This window comes from Dactylosporangium aurantiacum, assembly GCF_000716715.1.
GTDB lineage: Bacteria > Actinomycetota > Actinomycetes > Mycobacteriales > Micromonosporaceae > Dactylosporangium > Dactylosporangium aurantiacum.
The window spans coordinates 110423-131932 of record NZ_JNYJ01000013.1 but is presented as its reverse complement, the minus strand read 5'-3'; the positions used below and the strand labels follow the sequence as shown (position 1 = coordinate 131932).

At 72.1% G+C, this 21510-nt stretch carries 14 protein-coding genes; 13 read left to right on the top strand and 1 reads right to left on the bottom strand.

The window, feature by feature from the left end:
• The first annotated feature begins 37 nt into the window (after window positions 1-37).
• The 11 genes from OP18_RS17105 to OP18_RS17055 all read left to right on the top strand — a co-directional run bounded on the left by OP18_RS17105 (window position 38) and on the right by OP18_RS17055 (window position 18310).
• Window positions 38-1825, top strand: coding sequence for an HSP90 family protein (locus OP18_RS17105; RefSeq protein WP_033359901.1), 1788 nt, complete (start codon window positions 38-40; stop codon window positions 1823-1825).
• The gene (locus tag OP18_RS17100; protein ID WP_033359900.1) at window positions 1815-4613 is read left to right on the top strand and encodes a hypothetical protein; all 2799 of its coding nucleotides are present in this window, start codon (window positions 1815-1817) and stop codon (window positions 4611-4613) included. Before OP18_RS17105 ends, OP18_RS17100 begins: the two co-directional genes overlap by 11 nt.
• A 52-nt stretch (window positions 4614-4665) precedes the next feature.
• On the top strand, window positions 4666-5289 hold the full coding sequence (locus OP18_RS17095; RefSeq protein ID WP_033359899.1) for a TetR/AcrR family transcriptional regulator: 624 nt from the start codon (window positions 4666-4668) through the stop codon (window positions 5287-5289).
• An 81-nt stretch (window positions 5290-5370) separates the two neighbouring features.
• A complete protein-coding gene (locus OP18_RS17090) occupies window positions 5371-6723 on the top strand; it encodes an acetyl-CoA carboxylase biotin carboxylase subunit (protein WP_033359898.1) in 1353 nt (450 codons plus the stop codon).
• Window positions 6720-7613, top strand: a complete 894-nt coding sequence (locus OP18_RS17085) for a hydroxymethylglutaryl-CoA lyase (RefSeq protein WP_033359897.1) — start codon at window positions 6720-6722, stop codon at window positions 7611-7613. Before OP18_RS17090 ends, OP18_RS17085 begins: the two co-directional genes overlap by 4 nt.
• 134 nt (window positions 7614-7747) lie before the next feature.
• Complete coding sequence (locus OP18_RS58645) at window positions 7748-8731, top strand: hypothetical protein (protein WP_033359896.1); 984 nt, start codon at window positions 7748-7750, stop codon at window positions 8729-8731.
• Between the two features lie 235 nt (window positions 8732-8966).
• On the top strand, window positions 8967-10622 hold the full coding sequence (locus OP18_RS52625; RefSeq protein WP_162189802.1) for a chaplin family protein: 1656 nt from the start codon (window positions 8967-8969) through the stop codon (window positions 10620-10622).
• Window positions 10623-10785: 163 nt separating this feature from the next.
• Window positions 10786-12288 carry an acyl-CoA carboxylase subunit beta gene (locus tag OP18_RS17070; RefSeq protein WP_033359895.1) on the top strand — a complete coding sequence of 501 codons (1503 nt, stop codon included), beginning with the start codon at window positions 10786-10788 and terminating at the stop codon, window positions 12286-12288.
• A 12-nt stretch (window positions 12289-12300) separates the two neighbouring features.
• Window positions 12301-13458 carry an acyl-CoA dehydrogenase family protein gene (locus tag OP18_RS17065; RefSeq protein ID WP_033359894.1) on the top strand — a complete coding sequence of 386 codons (1158 nt, stop codon included), beginning with the start codon at window positions 12301-12303 and terminating at the stop codon, window positions 13456-13458.
• Window positions 13459-13506: 48 nt separating this feature from the next.
• A complete protein-coding gene (locus tag OP18_RS17060; protein ID WP_063745531.1) occupies window positions 13507-15891 on the top strand; it encodes an MMPL family transporter in 2385 nt (794 codons plus the stop codon).
• Between the two features lie 64 nt (window positions 15892-15955).
• A complete protein-coding gene (locus OP18_RS17055) occupies window positions 15956-18310 on the top strand; it encodes an ATP-binding protein (RefSeq protein ID WP_033359893.1) in 2355 nt (784 codons plus the stop codon).
• A gap of 314 nt (window positions 18311-18624) precedes the next feature.
• Here OP18_RS17055 and OP18_RS17050 read toward each other — a convergent pair whose 3' ends face one another.
• Entirely contained in the window at window positions 18625-19116 is a 492-nt protein-coding gene (locus tag OP18_RS17050; RefSeq protein ID WP_156089571.1) for a MarR family winged helix-turn-helix transcriptional regulator, read from the bottom strand.
• Window positions 19117-19213: 97 nt separating this feature from the next.
• Here OP18_RS17050 and OP18_RS17045 point away from each other — a divergent pair, with 97 nt between their 5' ends.
• Together OP18_RS17045 and OP18_RS17040 are read left to right on the top strand one after the other, a co-directional pair.
• The gene (locus OP18_RS17045; RefSeq protein WP_211273574.1) at window positions 19214-19792 is read left to right on the top strand and encodes a YceI family protein; all 579 of its coding nucleotides are present in this window, start codon (window positions 19214-19216) and stop codon (window positions 19790-19792) included.
• 225 nt (window positions 19793-20017) lie between these two features.
• Entirely contained in the window at window positions 20018-21493 is a 1476-nt protein-coding gene (locus tag OP18_RS17040) for a glutamate-cysteine ligase family protein (RefSeq protein ID WP_033359892.1), read from the top strand.
• The last annotated feature ends 17 nt before the right edge of the window (window positions 21494-21510 follow it).

Sequence of the window (21510 nt, the reverse complement as noted above, 5' to 3'; positions counted from 1 at the left end):
GGCGGAGAATGTCGGTGGGGCGCGGTAGCGTGCGCCCGTGGATCGGACGTTCCAGGTGGACCTGCGCGGGGTCGTGGACCTGCTCAGTCATCACCTCTATGCGAGCCCTCGTGTCTACGTGCGCGAGCTGCTGCAGAATGCCGTCGACGCGATCTCCGCGCGGCGCGCCGCCGCCGGTCCCGGGGACCCGCCGGTGCCCGCCCGGGTGCGCATCGACCCGCCGGACGTGACGGGCGACGGCACGCTTCGCGTGTCCGACACCGGCATCGGGCTCACCGAGGACCAGGTCCACCAGTTCCTGGCCACGATCGGGCGCAGCTCCAAGCGCGACGACTTCGGCTTCGCCAGGCACGACTTCCTCGGGCAGTTCGGCATCGGCCTGCTCTCCTGTTTCCTGGTCGCCGACGAGATCCGCGTCCTGACCAGGGCGGAGGGCAGCCCGACGGTGCTGTGGCGCGGCTTCGCCGACGGTCGCTACAGCGTCGCGGTCGCCGGCGAGGACCGGCTGCAGGTCGGCACCACCGTGACGCTGGTGCCGCGGCGCGACGCCGACCAGTGGCTGCTGCGGCGCACCGTCGTCGAGCTTGCCACGCTGTATGGCTCGCTGCTGCCGGTGACCGTCGAGGTCGGCGACACCACGATCACCGGCGACGGCCTGCCCTGGCGGCCGGGCGGCGACGACCGCCGGCAGCGGCTCGTTGCGTACTGCCAGGAGGTCTTCGGGTTCACCCCGTTCGACGTCGTCGACCTGGCGGTGCCCGAGGCCGGGCTGACCGGGGTCGCGTTCGTGCTGCCCACGCCGGCCAACCCCGCGGCCCGCGCCGGGCACCGGGTCTACCTGAAGCGGATGCTGCTCGCCGAGGGCGCCGAGGGCGTGCTGCCCGAGTGGGCGTTCTTCGCCCGTTGCGTGTTCGACGCCGGCGAGCTGCGGCCGACCGCGAGCCGCGAGGCGCTCTACGAGGACCAGCTGCTCGAGTCGACCCGCGAGGCGCTCGGCGACCAGCTGCGCGGCTGGCTGGTCCGGCTCTCCACCCGCGACCCGCGCCGGCTGACGGAGTTCCTCGAGATCCACCACCTCGGCGTGAAGGCGCTCGCCGTCCACGACGACGAGATGCTGCGCCTGGTCGAGCGCTGGTGGCCGATGGAGACCAACACCGGCCGGATGACCCTCGCCGACTTCCGGGCCCAGCACGGCCTGGTGCGATACACCGTCCAGGTCGACGAGTTCCGCCAGATCGGCGCGGTCGCCGCGGCGCAGGGCATGCCCGTGGTCAACGCCGGCTACGTGTATGACGCGCAGCTCATCGAGCGGCTGCCGCTGGTCGAGCCGGGCGCGCTCATCGAGCGGGTCGAGCCCAGCGACCTGACCACCCACTTCGACGCGCTGGAGCCGGGGCTGGAGCTGGCGAAGCGACCGTTCCTGGCGCGGGCCCAGCGGGCCATGGACCGGCTCGGCTGCGAGGTGGTCCTGCGGGCGTTCGACCCGGCCGGTCTGCCGGCGATGTATCTGGTCAACCGCTCGGCCGCGTTCGCCGCGGAGCTGCGGGCGACCCGCGAGCGGGTCGACGAGGTATGGGCCGACGTGCTCGACGCGCTCGCCCGCACCGACGACGAGGACCGGCCGCAACTGGTGCTCAACCATCGCAATCCGCTGGTGCGGCGGGTCAGCGAGCTGGCCGACGAGGACCTGGTGCGGCTCGCCGTCGAGGGCCTGTATGGCCAGGCCCTGCTGCTCGGCCACCACCCGCTGCGGCCGGCCGACGCCGCGCTGCTCAACAGCTCATTTTTGGGTCTGCTCAACAAGGCGGTCGCACATGAAGACTGAAGACGAGCTGTGGGGCCTGCTGCGCGAGGCCGACCGCATGCCCTACGGCAGCGGGCAGATCGCCCTGGTCGAGCAGATCGTGCAGCACGCCGACGCCGGCGGCTTCGACGAGCTGCGCTTCGCCGCCAGGATGCAGGCGACCACGGCGTATGTGCACGGCGGGGAGACGGCGAAGTCGTTCGTGACGTTCTCCTGGTGCCGGGCGGAGTATGACGCTCACCCGGACCGCTTCGACCGCCACGCCGAGAGCCTGCTGCTGTGGCAGTTCAAGTACATGGTGTCGGGGCTGCTGAAGTTCCCCGAGGTGCCGCTCGGGCGCACCTATGACGTGCTCGACGACATGGAGCGCCGCTTCCGCGCCGGTGGGCACAGCCTGCAGGCCGTCTACTCCTACCGGCACGCCGTGGCCGCGCACGTCGGCGACCCGGCCGCCGAGGAGTGGTACGAGAAGTGGTGCGCGACGCCCCGCGACGAGAACTCCGACTGCGTCGGCTGCGACCCCACGTCGAAGGTCTACCACCTGGTCTCCGTCGGCGACGACGAGGCGGCGGTCGCGCTCGCCCAGCCGGTGCTGGCCGGTCACCTGACCTGCGCCGAGCAGCCCCAGTCCATCCTGACGTCGCTGCTGCTGCCGTACCTGCGCACCGGCCGGCTGAGCGAGGCGGCCGACGCGCACCGGCGGGCCTACCGCAGCCTGCGCGGCAACCTCGCGGACCTGCAGCGCATCGGCGAGCACGTGGTCTTCTGCGCCCGGACCGGCAACGAGACGCGGGGCCTGGAGATCGTCGAGCGGCACCTGAGCTGGCTGGACAAGGCGCCGCACCCGCAGGCGGACATGTGGTTCTCCGCCGCGGCGGCGCTGCTGCTCGGCCGGCTCGGCGGCGACGTGCTGGTCGGTGACGAGCCGGCGCCGCGGCTCGGCGAGCGGCTCGCCGAGCGGGCCCGGGCGCTGGCGGCCCGGTTCGACGCGCGCAACGGCACGCCCAACATCGGCCGGCTCATCGACGCGCGGCTGCACGCGGAGCCGATCGTGGAGCACCTGCCGCTCAGCGCCGTCGCCCGCACGCTGCGGGCCGGCGCGACCGTCACGGCGGCCGCGCCGGCGCGGGCGCCGCGCCCGTTGCCGACCGACGCGGCGCAGCTGCTCGACCGCGCCGAGGAGCTGTTCGACGAGTACCGCTTCACCGAGGCACGTGCCGCGTGGCAGCGCTTCGACGAGCTGCACCCCGAGCCGCCGTTCCCGCTCGCGGTGCGGCGCGTGGAGGGCCGCGGCCGGATGGCGGGCGTCGACCAGGAGCCGGAGCAGGCCGAGGCCGCCTTCCGGGAGGCGGTCGCCGGATACCGCGCGCTGGGTGACGAGCTGTCCGCGCTGGTCGCCGAGGCCCGTGCGGTCCTCGCCCCGGACGCCGAGGACCGGCAGGAAGAGGTCCTGGCCCAGCTCACCGGGGTCACCGAGCGGATCCTGGCGGTCGGCGACGCCGACGTGCGGGCCGAGGCGCGGCTGCGCCTGGAGTATCCGCTGCTGGCGCTCGACCGGCTCGACGAGGCGCTCGCCGCGGTCGACGCCGCCCTCGCCGAGGAGCCGGCCCGGCCGGCGCTGCGGGCCGAGCTGGCCGGCCGGCGGGCCCGGTGCCTGCTGGTGCTCGAGCGGTTCGAAGAAGCCGCGGCGGCCGCCGCCGACTGCCGCGAGCAGTACGCCCGGCTCGGCGACCCGCCACCGGTCGCCCTGGCAGCGCTGATCCACGGCCACGCGCTGGCGAACCTGGAGCGGTTCGACGCCGCGGTGGAGGCGTTCGACGCCGCGCTCGGCGCCGCCGTCGAGCGCGACCCGCGGCTGTCGGCGCTGGTCGGCCGGGCCCGGGCCCGGCTCGCCGCGGACCGGCCGGGCGAGGCGGTCGACGACCTGGTCGAGGCGATCGCCGACCACGTGGCGCACGGCGAGGACGCCCCGGCGGCGGTCCTGCGCTTCGACCTGGCCAGCGCGTATGAGCAGGCCGGCCAGCCGCTCGACGCGGCGGAGGCGGCGGAGAGCGCCATCGACGTGCTGGACCGCATCGGCGCCCAGGACCACGCCGACCGGACCCGGTATCTGCTGTCGCGGGTCTACCGCGAGCTCGACGAGCCCGACCAGGCGCTGGCGCTGCTGGAGACGCTCGCCGGCAACCTCGACGGGTTCGACAACCTGCCGGCCCGGGGCCGGATGCTGCAGGAGGCGGCCCAGCTGCTCTACCGGGCCGACCGCGACGCCCAGGCGGCCGAGCGGTTCGCCGCGGCGGCGGCCGCGTTCGAGGCGGCCGGAGTGGTCCAGGCCGAGCTGTACAACCGCCGGATGCGGGCGCTCGCGCTGCGTTGGGCGGGTAGCGTCGAGGAGTCGCTCGTGGCGCTGGCCGAGGCCGACGCGCTCGTCCAGTCGTTGACGTCGACGGTGGACGGGTCCGAGGCGTGGCTCGTGTGGCACCGGGCGATGCTCGACTGCGACGCGGCGCGCGTGCACCTCGGCGCGGGTCAAGGCACTGAGGCCCTGGCCCGGGTCACCGGCGCGGCGGGCACGCTGCGGGACATCGGCGCGTTCGGCGAGGCCCTGGAGGCCGACCTGCTGCACGCCGAGCTGCTCATGCGCGCCGGCGAGCCGGCACCGGCCGAGCCGCTGCTGCGCTCGGTGCTCGGCGCGGCACCCACCGGCTCCCAGGCCGGGCAGAATGCGGCCTGGATGCTGGCCGAGGCCCTGGAGGCGCTGGACCGCCCGGCGGAGGCCGCGGAGATCCGCCGGCGCCATCTCGAGCAGTGATGAACTTAACGACCGTTCAGCAACTGTCTTGACACGAGGTTAGGCTTTGCCCATGACGCTGGAACAATCGGCCGTCCGCCCACCTGCACAGACCCGCGGCGCCGGCCCCGCCGGACAACGCCGCCGCTCACGGCGCGAGGAGATCCTCGAGATCGCCGTGGGGCTGTTCGCGACCCGTGGCTACCACGGCGTCTCGATGGACGACATCGGTGCGGCGGCCGGCGTGACCGGCCCGGCGCTCTACCACCACTTCGCCGGCAAGGAGGCGATGCTGGCGGCCGCCCTCATCCCGGTCAGCGAGCAGCTGCTCGCCGGCGGCAAGGCGCGCATCGCCGAGGCGTCGGACGACCCGGCCGCGGCGCTGGCCGCCCTGGTCGACTTCCACGTCGAGTTCGCCCTGGCCAATCCGGCGGTCATCGCCCTGCACCTGCACGAGCTCGACCGGCTGCCCGAGGAGCCGCGGCGGCAGATCCGCCGCCTCCAGCGCCTCTACGTCGAGGAGTGGGTCAACACGCTCACCGTGCTGCGCGGCGAGCTGGACGCCGGCGAGGCCCGGGTCCTCGCGCACGCCGCCTTCGGTCTCATGAACTCCACGCCGTTCCTCGGCGGCGAGGTCGACCGGGTCCGGCGCGCGGAGCTGCTGCGCGCGGCGACCCTCTCCGCGCTGCAGGGATGACCTCGACCGGGTGACGTCCCGGCGTTATCCACAACCTGGTTACGTTCAAACCCACAGAGTTATCCACAGGAGACGCTCCGCATGTTGAGTGCTCTGCTCGTCGCCAACCGCGGGGAGATCGCCAGGCGGATCATCCGCACCGCACGCCGGCTGGGGATCCGCACCATCGCGGTGTATTCCGAGGCCGACGCCGCGCTGCCCTTCGTCGGTGAGGCCGACGAAGCGGTGCTGATCGGCCCGGCCAACCCGGCCCAGTCGTACCGCAACACCGAAGCCATCCTGGCCGCGGCCAAGTCGACCGGCGCGGAGGCGATCCACCCCGGCTACGGCTTCCTGTCGGAGAACGCGGCCTTCGCCGCCGCCGTCGTGGAGCACGGGCTCATCTGGGTCGGGCCCGGTCCGGAGGCGATCGCCGCGATGGGCGACAAGATCAACGCGCGGAACCTGATGGCCGCCGCCGGGGTGCCGGTGGCGCCGGGCACCACCGACCCCGCCACCACGGCCGACGACGCGGCCGCCGCCGCGGCCGGGATCGGCTACCCGGTGATGGTGAAGGCCGCCGCCGGCGGTGGGGGCATGGGCATGGCCGTCGCCGCCGACGAGGCCGCCCTGCGCACGGAGTACGAGAAGGTCCGCGCCTTCGCCGAGCGGATGTTCGGCGACGGCTCGGTGCTCATCGAGCGGTACTTCCCCCGGGTCCGCCACATCGAGGTGCAGATCCTCGGCCTCGCCGACGGTCGGGTCGTCGCCCTCGGTGAGCGCGAGTGCTCGGTGCAGCGGCGCAACCAGAAGCTCGTCGAGGAGACGCCGTCGCCGGCTCTGGACCCGCGGCAGCGCGCCGACCTGCTCGCCGCCGCCGTGCGCGCCGGTCAGGCCGTCGACTACCGCAATGCCGGCACCGTCGAGTGCCTGTTCGATCCGACGTCCGGGCAGTTCTTCTTCCTGGAGATGAACACCCGGCTGCAGGTCGAGCACCCGATCACCGAGGCCGTGTTCGGCATCGACCTGGTCGAGCAGCAGCTGCGGGTCGCGTCCGGCCTCGCGCCGACCTTCGACCCCGACGCGCTGACGGTGACCGGGCACGCCATCGAGGTGCGGGTCAACGCCGAGGACCCGAAGCGCTTCCTGCCCGGCCCCGGGGCGATCACGTCCTGGGTCGAGCCGACCGGCGACGGCGTGCGCGTCGACGCGGGGTACGGGCCGGGCACCGTCGTCACGCCCAGCTACGACTCGCTGATGGCGAAGCTCGTCGTGCACGGCACCGACCGCGCCGACGCGCTGGCGAGGCTGCGGACCGCGGTCGCCGGGTTCGAGGTCGTCGGGCCGAAGGTCAACCTGCCGTTCTTCGCCGAGCTGCTCGACAACGCCGAGTTCGTCTCCGGCGACTACGACACCGGCATCGTGGGCCGCATGCGCCAGGGAGGTGCGCGTTGAGCTTCATTTCCATCCGTGAGGTCGGGCCCCGCGACGGCCTGCAGAACGAGGACCCGGTCCCGGCCGGGGCCAAGGTCCGGCTGCTCGACGCGCTGTCGGCGACCGGGGTCGGCCGGATCGAGGCGGTCTCGTTCGTCCACCCGAAGGCGATCCCGCAGATGGCCGACGCCGACGAGGTGTGGGCGGCCGCGCACAAGAACCCCGCGGTCCGCTACTCCGCGCTGGTGCCCAACTCCCGCGGTGCGGAGCGGGCGCTCAAGGCCGGCTTCGGGGAGATCGAGGTCGTCGTCTCGGCGTCCGAGACGCACAACCAGCGCAACGTCAACCGGTCGACCGGCGAGTCGCTCGACGACATCGCCGAGCTGATCGCGTTGCTGCACGCCGCCGGTGCCACCGCCGAGGTGATCATCTCGACGAGCTTCGGGTGCCCGTTCGAGGGTGACATCGACCCCCAACGGGTGGCCGGCATCGTGGACCGGGTGATCGCCGACGGCGCCGACCGGATCGCGTTCGGCGACACGACCGGCATGGCGACGCCGCGCCGGGTGCAGGACGTGGTCGGCCTCGTGCGTGACCGGCACCCCGACGTGCCGCTGCTGCTGCACTTCCACAACACCCGGGGCGCGGCGCTGGCCAACATCCTCACCGCGATGCGGCTGGGGATCACCGAGTTCGACGCGAGCGTCGGCGGGCTCGGCGGCTGCCCGTACGCGCCGGGCGCCACCGGCAACGTCGCCACCGAGGAGGTCGTGCACATGCTGCACGACATGGGCTACGAGACCGGCATCGACCTCAAGGCGCTGATCGAGGCGGCCGCGACGGCCCAGGAGATCGTCGGGCGGGAGCTGCCGTCGGGGGTGCTCAAGGCCGGTCCGCGAATCCCTTTCTGACGCCCGTCGCCCCACTTGTGTCCGATTCGCCGGGATAGTGGCGTGTCCCCGGCCGGGGCGGTTCGTTGCTCAGTACGGAAACAGTCACATGTCGGGCGACAAGCCCGGCATTGAGCCCGTACTGAGAGGCAGACATGGCCCAGTCGAGGAGCGAGCGCAACCCGCGCACGGCCCGCTGTGCCCGTTCTGCTGCCCGCCTCGCCGTCAAGGGTCTGGTCGTCGCCGGCTTCGCCGGCGTGGCCTGGCTGCTGTCGGCGTCGGCGGCGCAGGCCTCCGAGTCGGCGGGCGCCGACGGTTTCGGGTCCGTGACGTCCCTGCTCGGCCCGGTGACCAACCTGGTCACCGGCGGCGGCGGTGCAGGACTCGACCTGCTCGACCTCGGTGCCGGTGGCAACCGTCACGGCGCCTCCGGCGGTCACATCGGGTCCACCGGTGTGCCCTCCGGCGGGGCGACGCACGAGTCGAAGCGTGACCTGCTCACCGGGACGGTGCTGACCGTCCTGCGACCGGTGACGGGCACCGTCCTGACCACCACCGGCGGGGTCACGGACAAGGCGGCCGACCAAGCCGCCACTCCGGCATCCGGCAGGATGCCCCGCTTGACGACGGTGAACGCGTCGAGCGCCACGAACTCACGCACCAAGAGGCCGGCAAAAGCCGGCATCACGAACGCCCGCAGGACGCAGACGCAGGAGCCGGCCGTCCAGGCCGTGCCGGTCGGCGTCGGGTCAACAGACGACGTCGTGGCCGCGGCGACCGGCACCTCCGGTGCCGGCGTCGACTCGACGCGCGTCGTCGTGTCACGTGCCTCGGACCAGCTCGACCGGCTCGACGCCGGTGACGCCACGCACGTGAAGCCGGTCGCGGACCGGACCGATGCGCAGGGCACGCGCCACGTGCCGCTGCTGCCCCGCCCGGCGCCCGTCCCGGCGCCGGCGGTCGGTGTCACCTCGGGAGCCCCGGGCACCGTCCCAGGCCTCAACCACGACGGTGGCGCCACCGCCACGCTGCCCGCCGCACCGGCCGGCACGAAGGTGCTCACCTTCCGGCTGGACGCGGTCGACGACGCCGAGCTGCGGCTGCTCGCAGCCGAGAAGCCGACAGTCTCACCTGACTGAGGCCGGCCGGCCAGCCGACGCGACGCGAAGCGGGCCGAGCCGGAGCCAGCCAGGGTCCGTAGACCCGCCTCGACCACATCGCGGCATCTCGCACCACCGAACACGCACCATCCGGGCGCACGTCGACAGGGCGGAGCCGGGCAGAGCCTGCCCGCACGCAGGTTTCGCGGCTCCGATCCGCGCCCACGCAAGCAGCACTGAACAGAAACACCTACCGAAGGGTCTCACTTTCACCATGAAGACGTGGGTTCGTAAGTCGCTCAACGTGGGCGTGCTTTCCGCGGGCTTCCTGCTCATCTCGGGCGGGGCCGCGCACGCCGACTGGACGACTGGCTACAACGCCGGCCTGCTGAACGGCAATCAGTTCGACACCACCCTCCAGCTGCCGGTCAACGTCTGCGGCAACTCGATCGCGGTGCTCGGCTTCGCCGACGCGTCCTGCGGCGGCGGCGCCATGGCGGTCGACACCGAGAGCGCGACGACCGAGGACTGGACCACCGGGTACAACGCCGGTGTCGCCAACGGCAACCAGTTCGACACCACCCTCCAGGTGCCGGTCAACGTCAGTGGCAACGCGATCGGCGTCCTGGGCTTCGCCAGCGCGTCGAGCCAGGGCGGCGCGGCCGCCGTCGACGGTGACGGCTGGGGCGGCGGCAACGGCGGCGGCAACGGCCACGGCCACGGCCGCGGTCACGGGCACGGTGGCGGCAACGGCAACAGCAACGGTGGCTACAACGCGGGCAGCAACGGTGGCTACGACGCCGACGCCGCGGGCGACTACACCGAGAGCACCGGCAACCGTACCGAGGACTGGACCTCGGGCTACAACGCCGGCCTGCTCAACGGCAACCAGCTCGACACCACCCTGCAGGTGCCGGTCAACCTGAGCGGCAACGCGATCAGCCTGTTCGGCTTCTCCAGCGCCCAGAGCGCCGGCGGTGCCTGGGCGGTCAAGGGCGAGAGCGCCTCCACCGAGAGCGCCACCACCGAGGACTGGACCACCGGCTACAACGCGGGCCTGCTCAACGGCAACCAGTTCGACACCACGATCCAGGCGCCGATCAACGTCTGCGGCAACGCCATCGCGGTGCTCGGCTTCTCCAGCGCCTCCTGCGGCGGCGGCGCGGTCGCCGTCGACGGCGACGGCGACGGCTGGGGCGGCGGCAACGGCCAGGGCAACGGCAACGGTCACGGCCACGGCCACCACGGCAACGGCGGCGGCAACGGCGACTGGGACGACGACTGGGACAACAACGGCGGCGGCAACGGCGGCTACGGCGACGACGACGCTGACAGCAACGGCGGCTACGGCGACGACGACGCCGACAGCAACGGCGGCTACGGCGACGGCACCAGCCACGCCAACCCGAACGCGTACGGCAACGCCGCGGGCAACGCCAGCAACATGAGCTCGCACGGCGCCTCGGCGTCGCACGGCGCCTCGGCGTCGCACGGCAAGGCCAAGACCAAGAAGGAGCACGGCCGCGGCAACGGCGCCGGCACCGGCACCGCCAACAACGGCGGCTACGGCAACGGCGCCGGCAACAACAACGGCGGCTACGGCAACGGCCAGAACAACGGCGGTTACGGCAACGGCCAGAACAACGGTGGCTACGACGGCAACGGCAACGGCAACGGTGACGACAACGGCGGTTGGGGCCACGGCCACCACGGCAACGGCAACGGCCAGGGCAACGGCAACGGCGGCGGCGCCACCGCGGTCAAGAACTCCTGCAGCGACTGGACCACGGGCTACAACGCGGGCCTGCTGAACGGCAACCAGTTCGACACCACCCTGCAGGTGCCGATCAACATCAGCGGCAACGCGATCAGCCTGTTCGGCTTCTCGCAGGCGTCCAGCCAGGGCGGCGCGGTCGCGTACTCCTGCTGACAGCGGGTACCGGGGTCCCTCTGATCCGCAGGGGGACCCGGGCCACGCCGGGTACACACCGACCCGTGCCCGACGAGCCATTGGTACTTGACCTCTGCTTCGGCTAACCTGAACGATCGTTAGGCATAACGATCGTTCAGGTAGCCGTTGCGGAGGTCGCACCATGCTGGAGGGTCTTCGGAAGCGCGTCGAGGCCGGCGGTGCCGAGAAGTACCACAAGGCCAACGCCGACCGGGGGAAGCTCTTCGCCCGGGAGCGGGTCGCGCTGCTCGTCGACGAGGGCACCTTCGTCGAGGACGGCCTGTTCGCCAACGTCATGGCCGAAGGCCTCCCGGCGGACGGCGTCATCACCGGCACCGCGACCGTCGACGGCCGGCCCGTCTGCCTGATGGCCAACGACTCGACGGTCAAGGCCGGCTCCTGGGGGGCCAGGACCGTCGAAAAGATCATCCGGATCATCGAGCAGGCCTACGACACCGGCGTCCCCATGGTGTACCTGGTGGACTCCGCCGGCGCCCGCATCACCGACCAGGTCGAGCTCTTCCCCGGCCGGCGCGGCGCCGGGCGCATCTTCCACACCCAGGTCCGCGCCAGCGGCAGCATCCCGCAGGCCTGCGCCCTGTTCGGCCCGTCCGCCGCCGGCGGCGCCTACATCCCCGCCTTCTGCGACGTCGTCGCGATGGTCGAGGGCAACGCCTCGATGTACCTCGGCTCCGACCGCATGGTCGAGATGGTCACCGGCGAGAAGACCACCCTGGAGGCCATGGGCGGCGCGCGGGTGCACTGCGCGGAGTCCGGCGTCGGGCACTTCCTGTGCAAGACCGAGGCCGACGCGATCGAGACGGTCCGGCGGTACCTGTCGTACCTGCCGTCCAACTGGACGATGCCCGCTCCGGTCGCCGCCGCGGCCGACGCCACGGGCCTGCCCGAGATCCCCGCCAGCGAGCGCCAGGCATTCGATATGCGCCGGTTCGTCAAGGGTCTCGTCGACGAGGGCTCGTTCTTCGAGATCCAGGCGCTGTGGGCGCGCGAGCTCACCACCGGGTTCGCCCGCATCGACGGCAAGCCGGTGGGCGTGGTGGCCAACAACTCGATGTTCAAGGGCGGGGTGCTCTTCGTCGACTCCGCCGACAAGGCGACCCGGTTCGTGCAGCTCTGCGACGCGTTCAACGTGCCCCTGCTGTTCCTCGCCGACGTGCCCGGCTTCATGGTCGGCTCGGCGGTGGAGAAGCAGGGCATCATCCGGCATGGCGCCAAGATGATCACCGCGATCTCCGAGGCGACCGTGCCCAAGATCTGTGTCGTGGTCCGCAAGGCGTACGGCGCCGGCCTGTACGCGATGGCCGGCCCGGGCTTCGAGCCCGACGCCACGATCGCGCTGCCCACCGCCAAGATCGCCGTCATGGGCGCCGAAGCCGCGGTCAACGCGGTGTACGCGAACAAGATCGCCGCCCTGCCCGACGACGAGACCCGCGCCGCGTTCGTCGCGGACAGGCGCGCCGAGTACGAGCGCGACATCGACATCATGCGCCTGGCCAGTGAGCTGGTGGTCGACACGGTCGTCGAGCCGGGCGCGCTGCGCCACGAGCTGACCCGCCGCTTCGCCGCCGCTGCCGGCAAGAACCGTCAATTCTCGCGCCGTCGCCACGGCGTGACGCCCGTCTGAGAGGCACCTGTCATGGTCGACTTCACCCTCGGCGAGGATCTCGAAGCCCTCCGCCTCAGCGTCCGCGAGTTCGCCAACGACGTCGTCGCACCCGTCATCGGCGACTACTACGAGCGGCACGCGTTCCCGTACGACGTGGTGCGCCAGATGGGCAAGATGGGCCTGTTCGGGCTGCCCTTCCCCGAGCAGTACGGCGGCATGGGCGGCGACTACTTCGCCCTCTGCGTCGCCCTGGAGGAGCTGGCCCGGGTCGACTCCTCCGTCGCCGTCACCCTGGAGGCCGGCATCTCCCTCGGCGCCATGCCGATCTACCGGTTCGGCACCGACGAGCAGAAGGCCCACTGGCTGCCGCGGCTCGTCTCCGGTGAGGCGCTGGCCGCGTTCGGCCTCACCGAGCCCGGCGCCGGCTCCGACGCCGGCGGCACCCAGACCAGGGCCGTGCTCGACGAGGCCACCGGCGAATGGGTGATCAACGGCTCCAAGGCGTTCATCACCAACTCCGGCACCGACATCACCGCACTGGTGACCGTCACCGCGGTCACCGGCGTCAACCCTGACGGCTCCAAGGAGCTCTCGGCGATCATCGTGCCGAGCGGCACCCCGGGCTTCACCGTCCAGCCCGGCTACTCCAAGGTCGGCTGGTGCGCCTCCGACACGCACGAGCTGAGCTTCGACGACGTCCGGGTGCCGGCCGCCAACCTGCTCGGCGAGCGCGGCCGCGGCTATGCCCAGTTCCTGCAGATCCTCGACGAGGGCCGGGTCGCGTTCGCGGCGCTCGGGGTGGGCCTGGCCCAGGGCTGCGTCGACGAGTCGGTCGCCTACGCCAAGCAGCGCCGCGCGTTCGGCAAGGCGATCGGGGAGTACCAGGCGATCCAGTTCAAGCTCGCCGACATGGAGGCCAGGGCGCACACCGCCCGGCTGGCCTACTACGACGCCGCGTCCCGCCTGGTCAGCGGCCGCGAGTTCAAGCGGCAGGCGGCCATCGCCAAGCTGCAGGCCAGCGACGCCGCGGTCACCAACGCCCGTGAGGCGACCCAGGTCCACGGCGGTTACGGCTTCATGAATGAGACCCCGGTCGCCCGGATGTGGCGGGACGCGAAGATCCTCGAGATCGGCGAGGGCACCTCAGAGGTCCAGCGGATGATCATCTCTCGGTCCCTGGGGCTCTAGCGACACGGGGGATTTCGCCCGGCTCGGGCGCCGTGCTTGCATACTCCGATGTTCGCGAAACTGGGCACGCTCATGGACCGCTACCGCTGGCCTGTCATCGGCCTGTGGCTGGCGGTGACCGTGGCGGGTGCGGTGTTCGGTGGCGGGTTGTTCGACCGGCTCGCCACCACCAGCACCAACCGCGCCGACAGTGAGTCGGCCGTCGCCCAGCAGCGCATCGACGAGCTCGCCCCCGAGGGCTCGATGGTGATCGCCGTCATCGAGGGCAAAGACGTCTACGACCCGGGGCTCAACGCCAGCGTCACCAAGGCCGGCCAGGAGATCAAGGCCATGGCGGGGGTCAAGGAGGTCCACGACCTCTACAACGGCCCCGGCGGTCAGATCGGCGCCGACAACATGAGCTCGACGGTGCGCGTCGAGCTCGACCCGGCGCTCGGCGAGGACGCCCGCGAGCAGCTCGAGGACAAGGTCAAGGCTCGCCTCAAGCAGATCGAGGCGCCGAAGGTCACGGTCGGTGGCACGAAGCTCGCGGAGCGCGCGTTCGGCGAGCAGTCGGTGCGTGACCTGGCGATCGGCGAGAGCATCGCGCTCGTGGCGCTGCTCGTCGCGCTCGTGCTGATCTTCGGTGGGGTGATCGCGGCCGGCCTGCCGCTCGCCGTGGCGCTGGTGGGCGTGACCGGCTCGCTGCTGCTCCTGCTCGTCCTGAGTTTCGCGACGAAGGTCAGCGAGTACTCCCTCAACGTGGTGACCCTGCTCGGCATCGGGCTCGCCGTCGACTACTCGCTGCTGATCGTCGCCCGCTTCCGCGAGGAGCGGCTGCTGCGCGAGCCGGCCGAGGCGCTCGTCGAGGCGGTCGCGCGATCCGGCCGGGCGGTCGCCATCTCCGGCATCGCGGTCGCGGCGACCCTCGCGGGGCTGACGGTGTTCGCCGAGCCGCTGCTCGCCGCCGTCGCGCTCGGCGGTGCCGCCGTCGTCGTGCTGGCGACGGTTGCCGCTCTGACGCTGGTACCGGCGCTGCTGTCGCTCGCCAAGGAGAGGATTCCGGCGGCCGGCGAGGGACGGTTCACCTTCAGGACGGATCTGCTGGCGCGGCTCGCGACCAAGGCGCAGCAGTCGCCGGGACCGGTCGCACTCGGCGTGACCGTCGGGCTGCTGGTGCTCGCCGCGCCGCTGCTCGGGGCGAACTTCGCCAACTCCGACGCGCGGGCGCTGCCGCACAGCAACGAGGCGCGGCAGGCGTACGACGCGCTGCAGCAGAAGTTCAACAACAACCACCCCGAGGACGTGGTGGTGCTGGTGCAGGCCGGCCCCGAACGCGCCGACGTGCGCATGTTCATGAACCAGATCAACAACCAGCTCAACGCCCAGGTGTTCCGCCAGGAGGTCCGGCCCGACGTGCCCAAGGGCTGGACAGTGCTCGACCTCACCCCGAAGGGCGAGGTCGGCGGGGAGGAGTCGCTGGAGCTGGTGCGCAAGGTGCGGGCCATGTCGACGCCGTTCCCGAAGTGGGTCACCGGCCCGAGCGCCGAGGTCATCGACTATCAGGACTCCCTCGCCCGGCGGCTGCCGATCGCGGTGCTCATCGTCCTCGTCGTGACGGTCGTGGTGCTCTTCCTGCTCACCGGCTCCGTGGTCATCCCGCTCAAGGCCGTCCTGATGAACCTGCTGACGCTGATCGCCACGCTCGGGGTCCTGGTCGTGGTGTTCCAGTGGGGCTGGGGGCAGCTGCCGCTCTTCTTCGACTCCTGGGGCGGCATCGACCTGACGACCCCGGTGCTGCTGTTCGTCTTCATCTTCGGCCTCTCGATGGACTACGAGGTGTTCCTCCTGGCGCGCATCAAGGAGGAGTACGACCAGCGCCCCGACACCAACCGGGCGGTGCTGCGCGGCATCACGAAGTCGGGTCCGGTGGTGACCGCGGCGGCGATCTGCATCGTCATCGTGTTCCTCGGCTTCACGGTCGGCGGGCTCGTCGCGGTGAAGGAGATCGGCGTCGGCATGACGGTCGCCGTGATCATCGACGTCACGGTGGTGCGCGGGCTGCTGCTGCCGGCGCTGATGACGATGCTGGACAGCTGGAACTGGTGGGCGCCGAAGTTCCTCGGCCCGCTGGGCGCCACGCCCGCGACCTCGGCACCGCGCCCGCCGAAGAAGGCCGCGCCGGCTTCGGGCTCCAAGGCGGCTTCCATCGCAAAGGCGGGTTCGGGCGCAAAGGCGGGCTCGGGCTCCGAGGCGGCTCCCGGTTCGACGGCCGCGACGACTTCCGGCTCGACCGCGGCGGCCGCTCCGGCCGGCACGACGGCGGTGTCGCCGGCCGACGAGCTGACGGTGGAGGTGCCCGCACCGCGGCCGCCGTCGGAGGAGCTGACGGTCGAGGTGCCCGCGCTCAGCCGCAAGCCGCCGGCCGATACGCCGCCCGTAGATAACGTATAGATAACCGTCGTGGTTCCGACGTCTGGCTTCTTCGGCACCGCTGCGATTAGTACCCTTCCTCAACATGTCTCCAGTTGCGGATCATGATCCGCGGGGCGCCGGGGCAGGGTTCGCCGCCGCGTTGCGGACCCGCCGCCTGGCCCGGGGACTGACGCAGGAAGAGCTGGCCGGCCGGGCCGGCCTGGGCGTGCGTACCCTCCGCGAGCTGGAGCGCGGCCGGGTCGCCCGGCCACAGCGGGGCACCCTCACCCTGCTCGCCGACGCACTGGACCTCGTCGGCGTCGACCGGGAGGACTTCCTCGCCGGGACCGTCAGCTCGAGCCCCACGACGCTGCCGCTGCCCACCGCGCCGGCGCTGATCGGCCGCGGCGCCGACATTGCCGAGCTGCTCGACCTGCTGGAGCGCGCCGAGCTGATCGTGCTCGTCGGCCTCGCCGGCGTCGGCAAGACCGGCCTCGCCCACGCCGTCGCGCACCGGGTCCCCGGCACCGCGGTCTCCGTGACGATCACCGACGTGTCGCAGCCCACCGACGTGTTCGCCGCGGTCGCCGCGGTCTTCGGCGTGGCCCGCGCCGAGGAGCTGCCCGACCGCCCGGCGCTGCTGGTGCTCGACGGCATCGACCGCTCGCACCGCAGCGCGGTCAAGGCGATCGCCTGGCTGCGCGCCCGGGCGCCACAGGTCAGGATCCTCGCCACCAGCCGGAGCCCGCTGGCCGGCGTCGTGCCCGGCGCCGTCGACTGGCGGGTCGAGCCGCTGGAGCTGCCCCACGCGTTGGGTCCGCCGGCGGATGTACGCCGTGTCCCGGCCGTCGCGCTCTTCCTCGACCGGCTCCGGCAGGTCCGCCGCGAACCGGTGCCGGACGCGGAGATCCCCGCCGTCGCCGAGCTGGTCCGGCGCCTCGACGGGCTGCCGCTCGCGATCGAGCTCGCCGCCGCCCGCGGGCGCGTGCTGGAGTTGCCGGAGCTGCTGTCCCGGTACGGCAACCGGGTCCTCGACCTCGCCCCCACCGACCCGGACGGGCAACGGCTCCGCGACGCCGTCGCGGCGAGCTACTACCTGCTGGACGAGCCGGAGCAGGCCGCCCTGCGCCGGCTCGCGATGTTCCGGGGGCGCTGGTCGCTCGAACTGGCCGAGGCGCTGCTCGGGTTCAACGCCGAGGCGGTGCTCGACCGGCTCGTCGGGCTCGGCCTGGTCAGCGTCCGCGGCCCGGGTGACCTGCGCTTCCGGCTGCTGGACGTGGTCCGCGACTTCGCCGCCGAGCGCTGCGTCGAGCTGGGCGAGCTGCGCGCCGTCCGGCTGCGGCACGCCCAGGTCATCACCCGGTTCGTGGCCCGGCTCGCGGCCGACCTCACCGGGCCGGCCAGCGGCGCCGCCGTCTCCCGGCTCGACTATCTCAACAGCGACATCCGCGCCGCGCTGCGCTATTCCTCTGTCCGCGACCCGGAGACGGCGCTGCGCCTGGCCGGCGCCATCCCGCGCTGGTGCCGGCTGCGCGGGCGCGACGTCGAGGCGCACCAGCTGCTGCGGCGGTTGCTGGACGATCCGCGTACCGCCGGCTGCGACCTACACGTGCGGGCAACCGCTCAGGTCGCGGCGGGGATGCTCGCAATGGCCCACGGGCGCGGCTTCGCGGAGCTGTGGCCGACCGAGGCCGCGCTCGAGGTGCTCGCCGGTCTCGGCGACACGTCCGGTGAGCTGGCCGCCCGTGCGGTGCTCGCCGGGGTCTGGCAGGCGGTCGGTGGCCCCGACGAGTCGCGCCGGCACAACGAGGCGATGCTCGGCCTGGCGATCCGCGCCGGCCGGGTACGGGAGATCGCCGTGTCGCAGAACAATCTGGCGTGGCACGACATCCGCGCCGGTGATCTGGCCACGGCGGCCCGGCGGCTGACCGGCGCTGGACGCCGCGCCGTCGAGGCCGGCGACGCCCGCGTCCATGCCCTCGCTCAGGCGAACCTGGCCGAGGTCGCCCGCCTGGACTGCCGCTTCGACGAGGCGATCGACCTGGCCCGCCGCGCCGCGGCCGCGTCGGCGGAGATCGGCGACCCGACGCACCGGGTCCGGGCGCTGGGCACGCTCGGCCAGGCGCTCGCCGAGTCCGGCCGGCTCAACGACGCGGCCGACGTGCTGGTCGAGCTGGCCGAACTGCCCGGCAGCGCCGGCATGTCGGCGATGATCGGCGGTTACCTGGCGCTGGCCCGCGGCGACCGGCCGGCGGCGGCGACCGCGTTCGAGGCGGCGGCCAACCACCTCGCCGGCCGCGACGACATCCGGGACGTGCTGGAGGCGCTCACCGGGCTGGCCGCGAGCGCGGATCCGGCGACTCGTCAGCGTGCCCTCGAGGATCTGGACGGCATCTGTGCCCGGGGGCGGCTGGCGCTTCTGCCGCGCGAGCGGGCGCTGCTGGCCGGGACGGTATAGGGCACGGACGAAGACCCCCCGGGCGCGTGTTGCCTTCCCACCTGCTTCGTCCGTGCCGGTCCCCGTGGTGCGGTGCCTCCCCGGGCCGGACAGTAACGAAGCCGTTCATCCGGATTGCGGCTTTCCACGCGATTCAGCGCGATCACCGGCAGAAGCTGCCGGTGATCCTGCCGGTAGCGTTCGCGGGTTTTCACAATCGAGCGACTTTTCATGATCGAGCGACCGAGGAGCGCTCGTGGTGACGCCGCTCGGCGTCAGGGAGCGTCCGTCACCGCCGCCGGGCGTCAGTGGCGTTACCGGTGAGTCGCTGGGCGTCAGTGGGTGGCGGAGGCCTGGGCCGCGGCGCCGGACGTCGCGCCGGGGCGGACCGCGTCGCGGATCGTCCTGAGGCTGGTCAGCAGGGCCTCCAGCGCCTCCGGCGACAGCCGCCCGGTGAACCACTCCTCGATGAGCGCGAGGTGGTCCGGCAGGACCTGGTGCATCTTCGCCACGCCGGCGGGCGTCACCACGGTGAACGAGCCGCGCCGGTCCGTCGGGCAGGCGCGCCGCGTCGCCAGGCCGTCGCGCTCCAGGCGGTCCACGACCCGGGTGACGCCGCTCGTGGACAGGCCGGTCTGCGCGGCGAGGTCCGTCATGCGCAGCTCACCGCCGGGCGAACGCGCCAACCTGACCAGCACCTCGAAGTCGACGTTGCCGAGGCCGTGCTCGGCCAGCTGGACGTTGAGCCGCGCGTTCACCCCGGTGAACGCCTCGACGAACAGGCCCATGGCCGTGATTCGTGGATCTTCCAGCATCTCGTCGCTCACAGCTGACACTCTACCAGAAGAGCTTGACAAACGAGAGTCTGCTGTGCGTATATTTGCTGCGGCAATCTTCTTCATTGCAGCACATGTGGAGGGCATCATGACCGCACCGGCCGCCAACACCCGCGAGTTCAACGGCGTCACCATCCCCACGCCGGGCAAGTTCGACCTCGACCCGACCCACACCCGCGTCGGCTTCGTCGCCAAGCACCTGATGGTGAGCAAGGTGCGCGGCGGCTTCACCAAGGCCGGCGGCACCATCGTCATCGCCGAGGACCCGCTGCAGTCGCACGTCGACGTCCAGATCGACGCGGCCAGCATCGACACCGGCGTGGCCGACCGTGATGGTCACCTGAAGAGCGCCGACTTCCTCGACGTGGAGCGCTGGCCGTCGGTGACCTTCAAGAGCACCCGCGTCGTGGGCTTCTCCGGCGGCGAGTTCAAGCTCGTCGGCGACCTGACGATCCGCGACGTCACCCGCGAGGTCGAGCTCGACGTCGAGTTCGAGGGCCACGCCAAGAGCCCGTGGGGCCAGGAGGTCATCGGCTTCAGCGCGACCACCGAGATCGACCGCGAGGAGTTCGGCATCACCTGGAACCAGGCGCTCGAGACCGGCGGCGTGCTCGTCGGCAAGAAGGTCAAGATCGAGATCGGTGCCGAGGGCGTGCGCCAGGCCTGAGTCCCGCCAAGACCGTCTGCGCCATACGGAAGATCGGACTCCGCGCCGATCGCGGCTTATGCCGGAGTTTGACCATCGTGCAGAGGGTGGGCGAAATCTCCCACCCTCTGCAAGGTTTTGATCACCCTAGGCTGAGGTTGTGCCCGTTTTGTCCCTAGCGGTACACCGGGACCGCTCTTAACGTGGAGGGTCCACGGGGTCGGCCGGGGATTTGGGGAAACGCAAATGGGGCAAGACGTCATACGGGGAGCCTTCTCGCGTGAGGACCGTGCCCGATATCGGTATAAAGTCCGCCGGTGTCTTGACGTGTTTGCTCTGATGCTCAACGACTTCCGGTTCGATTCGGACCGGCCGATGACGGGCCTGGAGATCGAGCTCAACCTGATCGACCCCGACGCGCAGCCCGCCATGCGCAACGCCGAGGTGCTCGCCGACCTGGCGGATCCGTCGTTCCAGACCGAGCTCGGCCAGTTCAACCTCGAGATCAACGTCGCGCCGCGGGTCATCGAGGGCGACGGCCTCGATGTGTACGAGCGGGAGGTCCTCGCCAGCCTCGTCCACGCCGACGAGCGGGCCCGCAAGTCCGACGCCCAGCTGGTGCTCATCGGGATCCTGCCGACGCTGCGCCAGGAGCACACGGTCCTGGCCAACCTGTCCAACAACCCGCGCTACCAGCTGCTCAACGAGCAGATTATCAACGCGCGCGGCGAGGACATCGCGCTGGACATCCGCGGCCAGGAGCGGCTGGAGGCCGAGTCGGACTCGATCGCCGCCGAGTCCGCGTGCACCAGCGTCCAGTTCCACCTGCAGGTCGCCCCCGAGGACTTCGCGATGCACTGGAACGCGTCCCAGGCGATCGCCGGCGTCCAGGTCGCGGTGGGGGCGAACTCGCCGTACCTCTTCGGCAAGCGGCTCTGGGCGGAGACCCGCATCGCCCTGTTCGAGCAGGCCACCGACACCCGGCCAGAGGAGCTCAAGGCACAGGGGGTGCGGCCGCGGGTGTGGTTCGGCGAGCGCTGGATCACCTCGATCTTCGACCTGTTCGAGGAGAACGTCCGCTACTTCCCGCCGCTGCTGCCCATCACCGACGACGAGGATCCGGTTGCGGTCCTTGAGGCCGGCGGCGTGCCGCGCCTCGGCGAGCTGCGGCTGCACAACGGCACCATCTACCGGTGGAACCGGCCGGTCTACGACATCATGAACGGCCGGCCGCACCTGCGCGTCGAGAACCGGGTCCTGCCCGCCGGCCCGACCGTGGTGGACCAGGTCGCCAACGCCGCGTTCTACTTCGGACTGGTCGGCGAGCTGGTCCAGCAGGACCGTCCGATCTGGACCCAGATGACCTTCTCCGCGGCCGAGGAGAATTTTCACACCGCGGCCCGCGAGGGACTCGACGCCCACCTCTGGTGGCCGGACCGCGGCGAGGTGCAAGTTGCGGAGTTGGTACTGGACGAGCTGCTGCCACTGGCGTCGGCCGGCCTCGACCGCTTCGGCGTGCACCCCGCCACCCGCGACCGCCTGCTCGGGGTGATCGAGGGCCGGTGCCGCACCGGCCGCAACGGCGCCGCCTGGCAGACGGACACGGTCAACGACCTGCAGGCCAGGCACCACCTCGACCGCCGCTCGGCGCTACGGGAGATGCTGCAGCGTTACAGCGTCGGCCTGCACGTCAACGAGCCCGTCCACACCTGGCCGGTCTGACCCGCCGCCGCTGACCC

Bases quoted from the DNA above. Each gene is read 5' to 3' on its own strand.
- OP18_RS17060 (WP_063745531.1), top strand. From the start codon at position 13,507: ATGTTCGCGAAACTGGGCACGCTCATGGACCGCTACCGCTGGCCTGTC.
- OP18_RS17065 (WP_033359894.1), top strand. From the start codon at position 12,301: ATGGTCGACTTCACCCTCGGCGAGGATCTCGAAGCCCTCCGCCTCAGC.
- OP18_RS17100 (WP_033359900.1), top strand. From the start codon at position 1,815: ATGAAGACTGAAGACGAGCTGTGGGGCCTGCTGCGCGAGGCCGACCGC.
- OP18_RS52625 (WP_162189802.1), top strand. From the start codon at position 8,967: ATGAAGACGTGGGTTCGTAAGTCGCTCAACGTGGGCGTGCTTTCCGCG.
- OP18_RS17040 (WP_033359892.1), top strand. From the start codon at position 20,018: ATGGGGCAAGACGTCATACGGGGAGCCTTCTCGCGTGAGGACCGTGCC.
- OP18_RS17095 (WP_033359899.1), top strand. From the start codon at position 4,666: ATGACGCTGGAACAATCGGCCGTCCGCCCACCTGCACAGACCCGCGGC.
- OP18_RS17055 (WP_033359893.1), top strand. From the start codon at position 15,956: ATGTCTCCAGTTGCGGATCATGATCCGCGGGGCGCCGGGGCAGGGTTC.
- OP18_RS17090 (WP_033359898.1), top strand. From the start codon at position 5,371: ATGTTGAGTGCTCTGCTCGTCGCCAACCGCGGGGAGATCGCCAGGCGG.
- OP18_RS17070 (WP_033359895.1), top strand. From the start codon at position 10,786: ATGCTGGAGGGTCTTCGGAAGCGCGTCGAGGCCGGCGGTGCCGAGAAG.
- OP18_RS58645 (WP_033359896.1), top strand. From the start codon at position 7,748: ATGGCCCAGTCGAGGAGCGAGCGCAACCCGCGCACGGCCCGCTGTGCC.
- OP18_RS17045 (WP_211273574.1), top strand. From the start codon at position 19,214: ATGACCGCACCGGCCGCCAACACCCGCGAGTTCAACGGCGTCACCATC.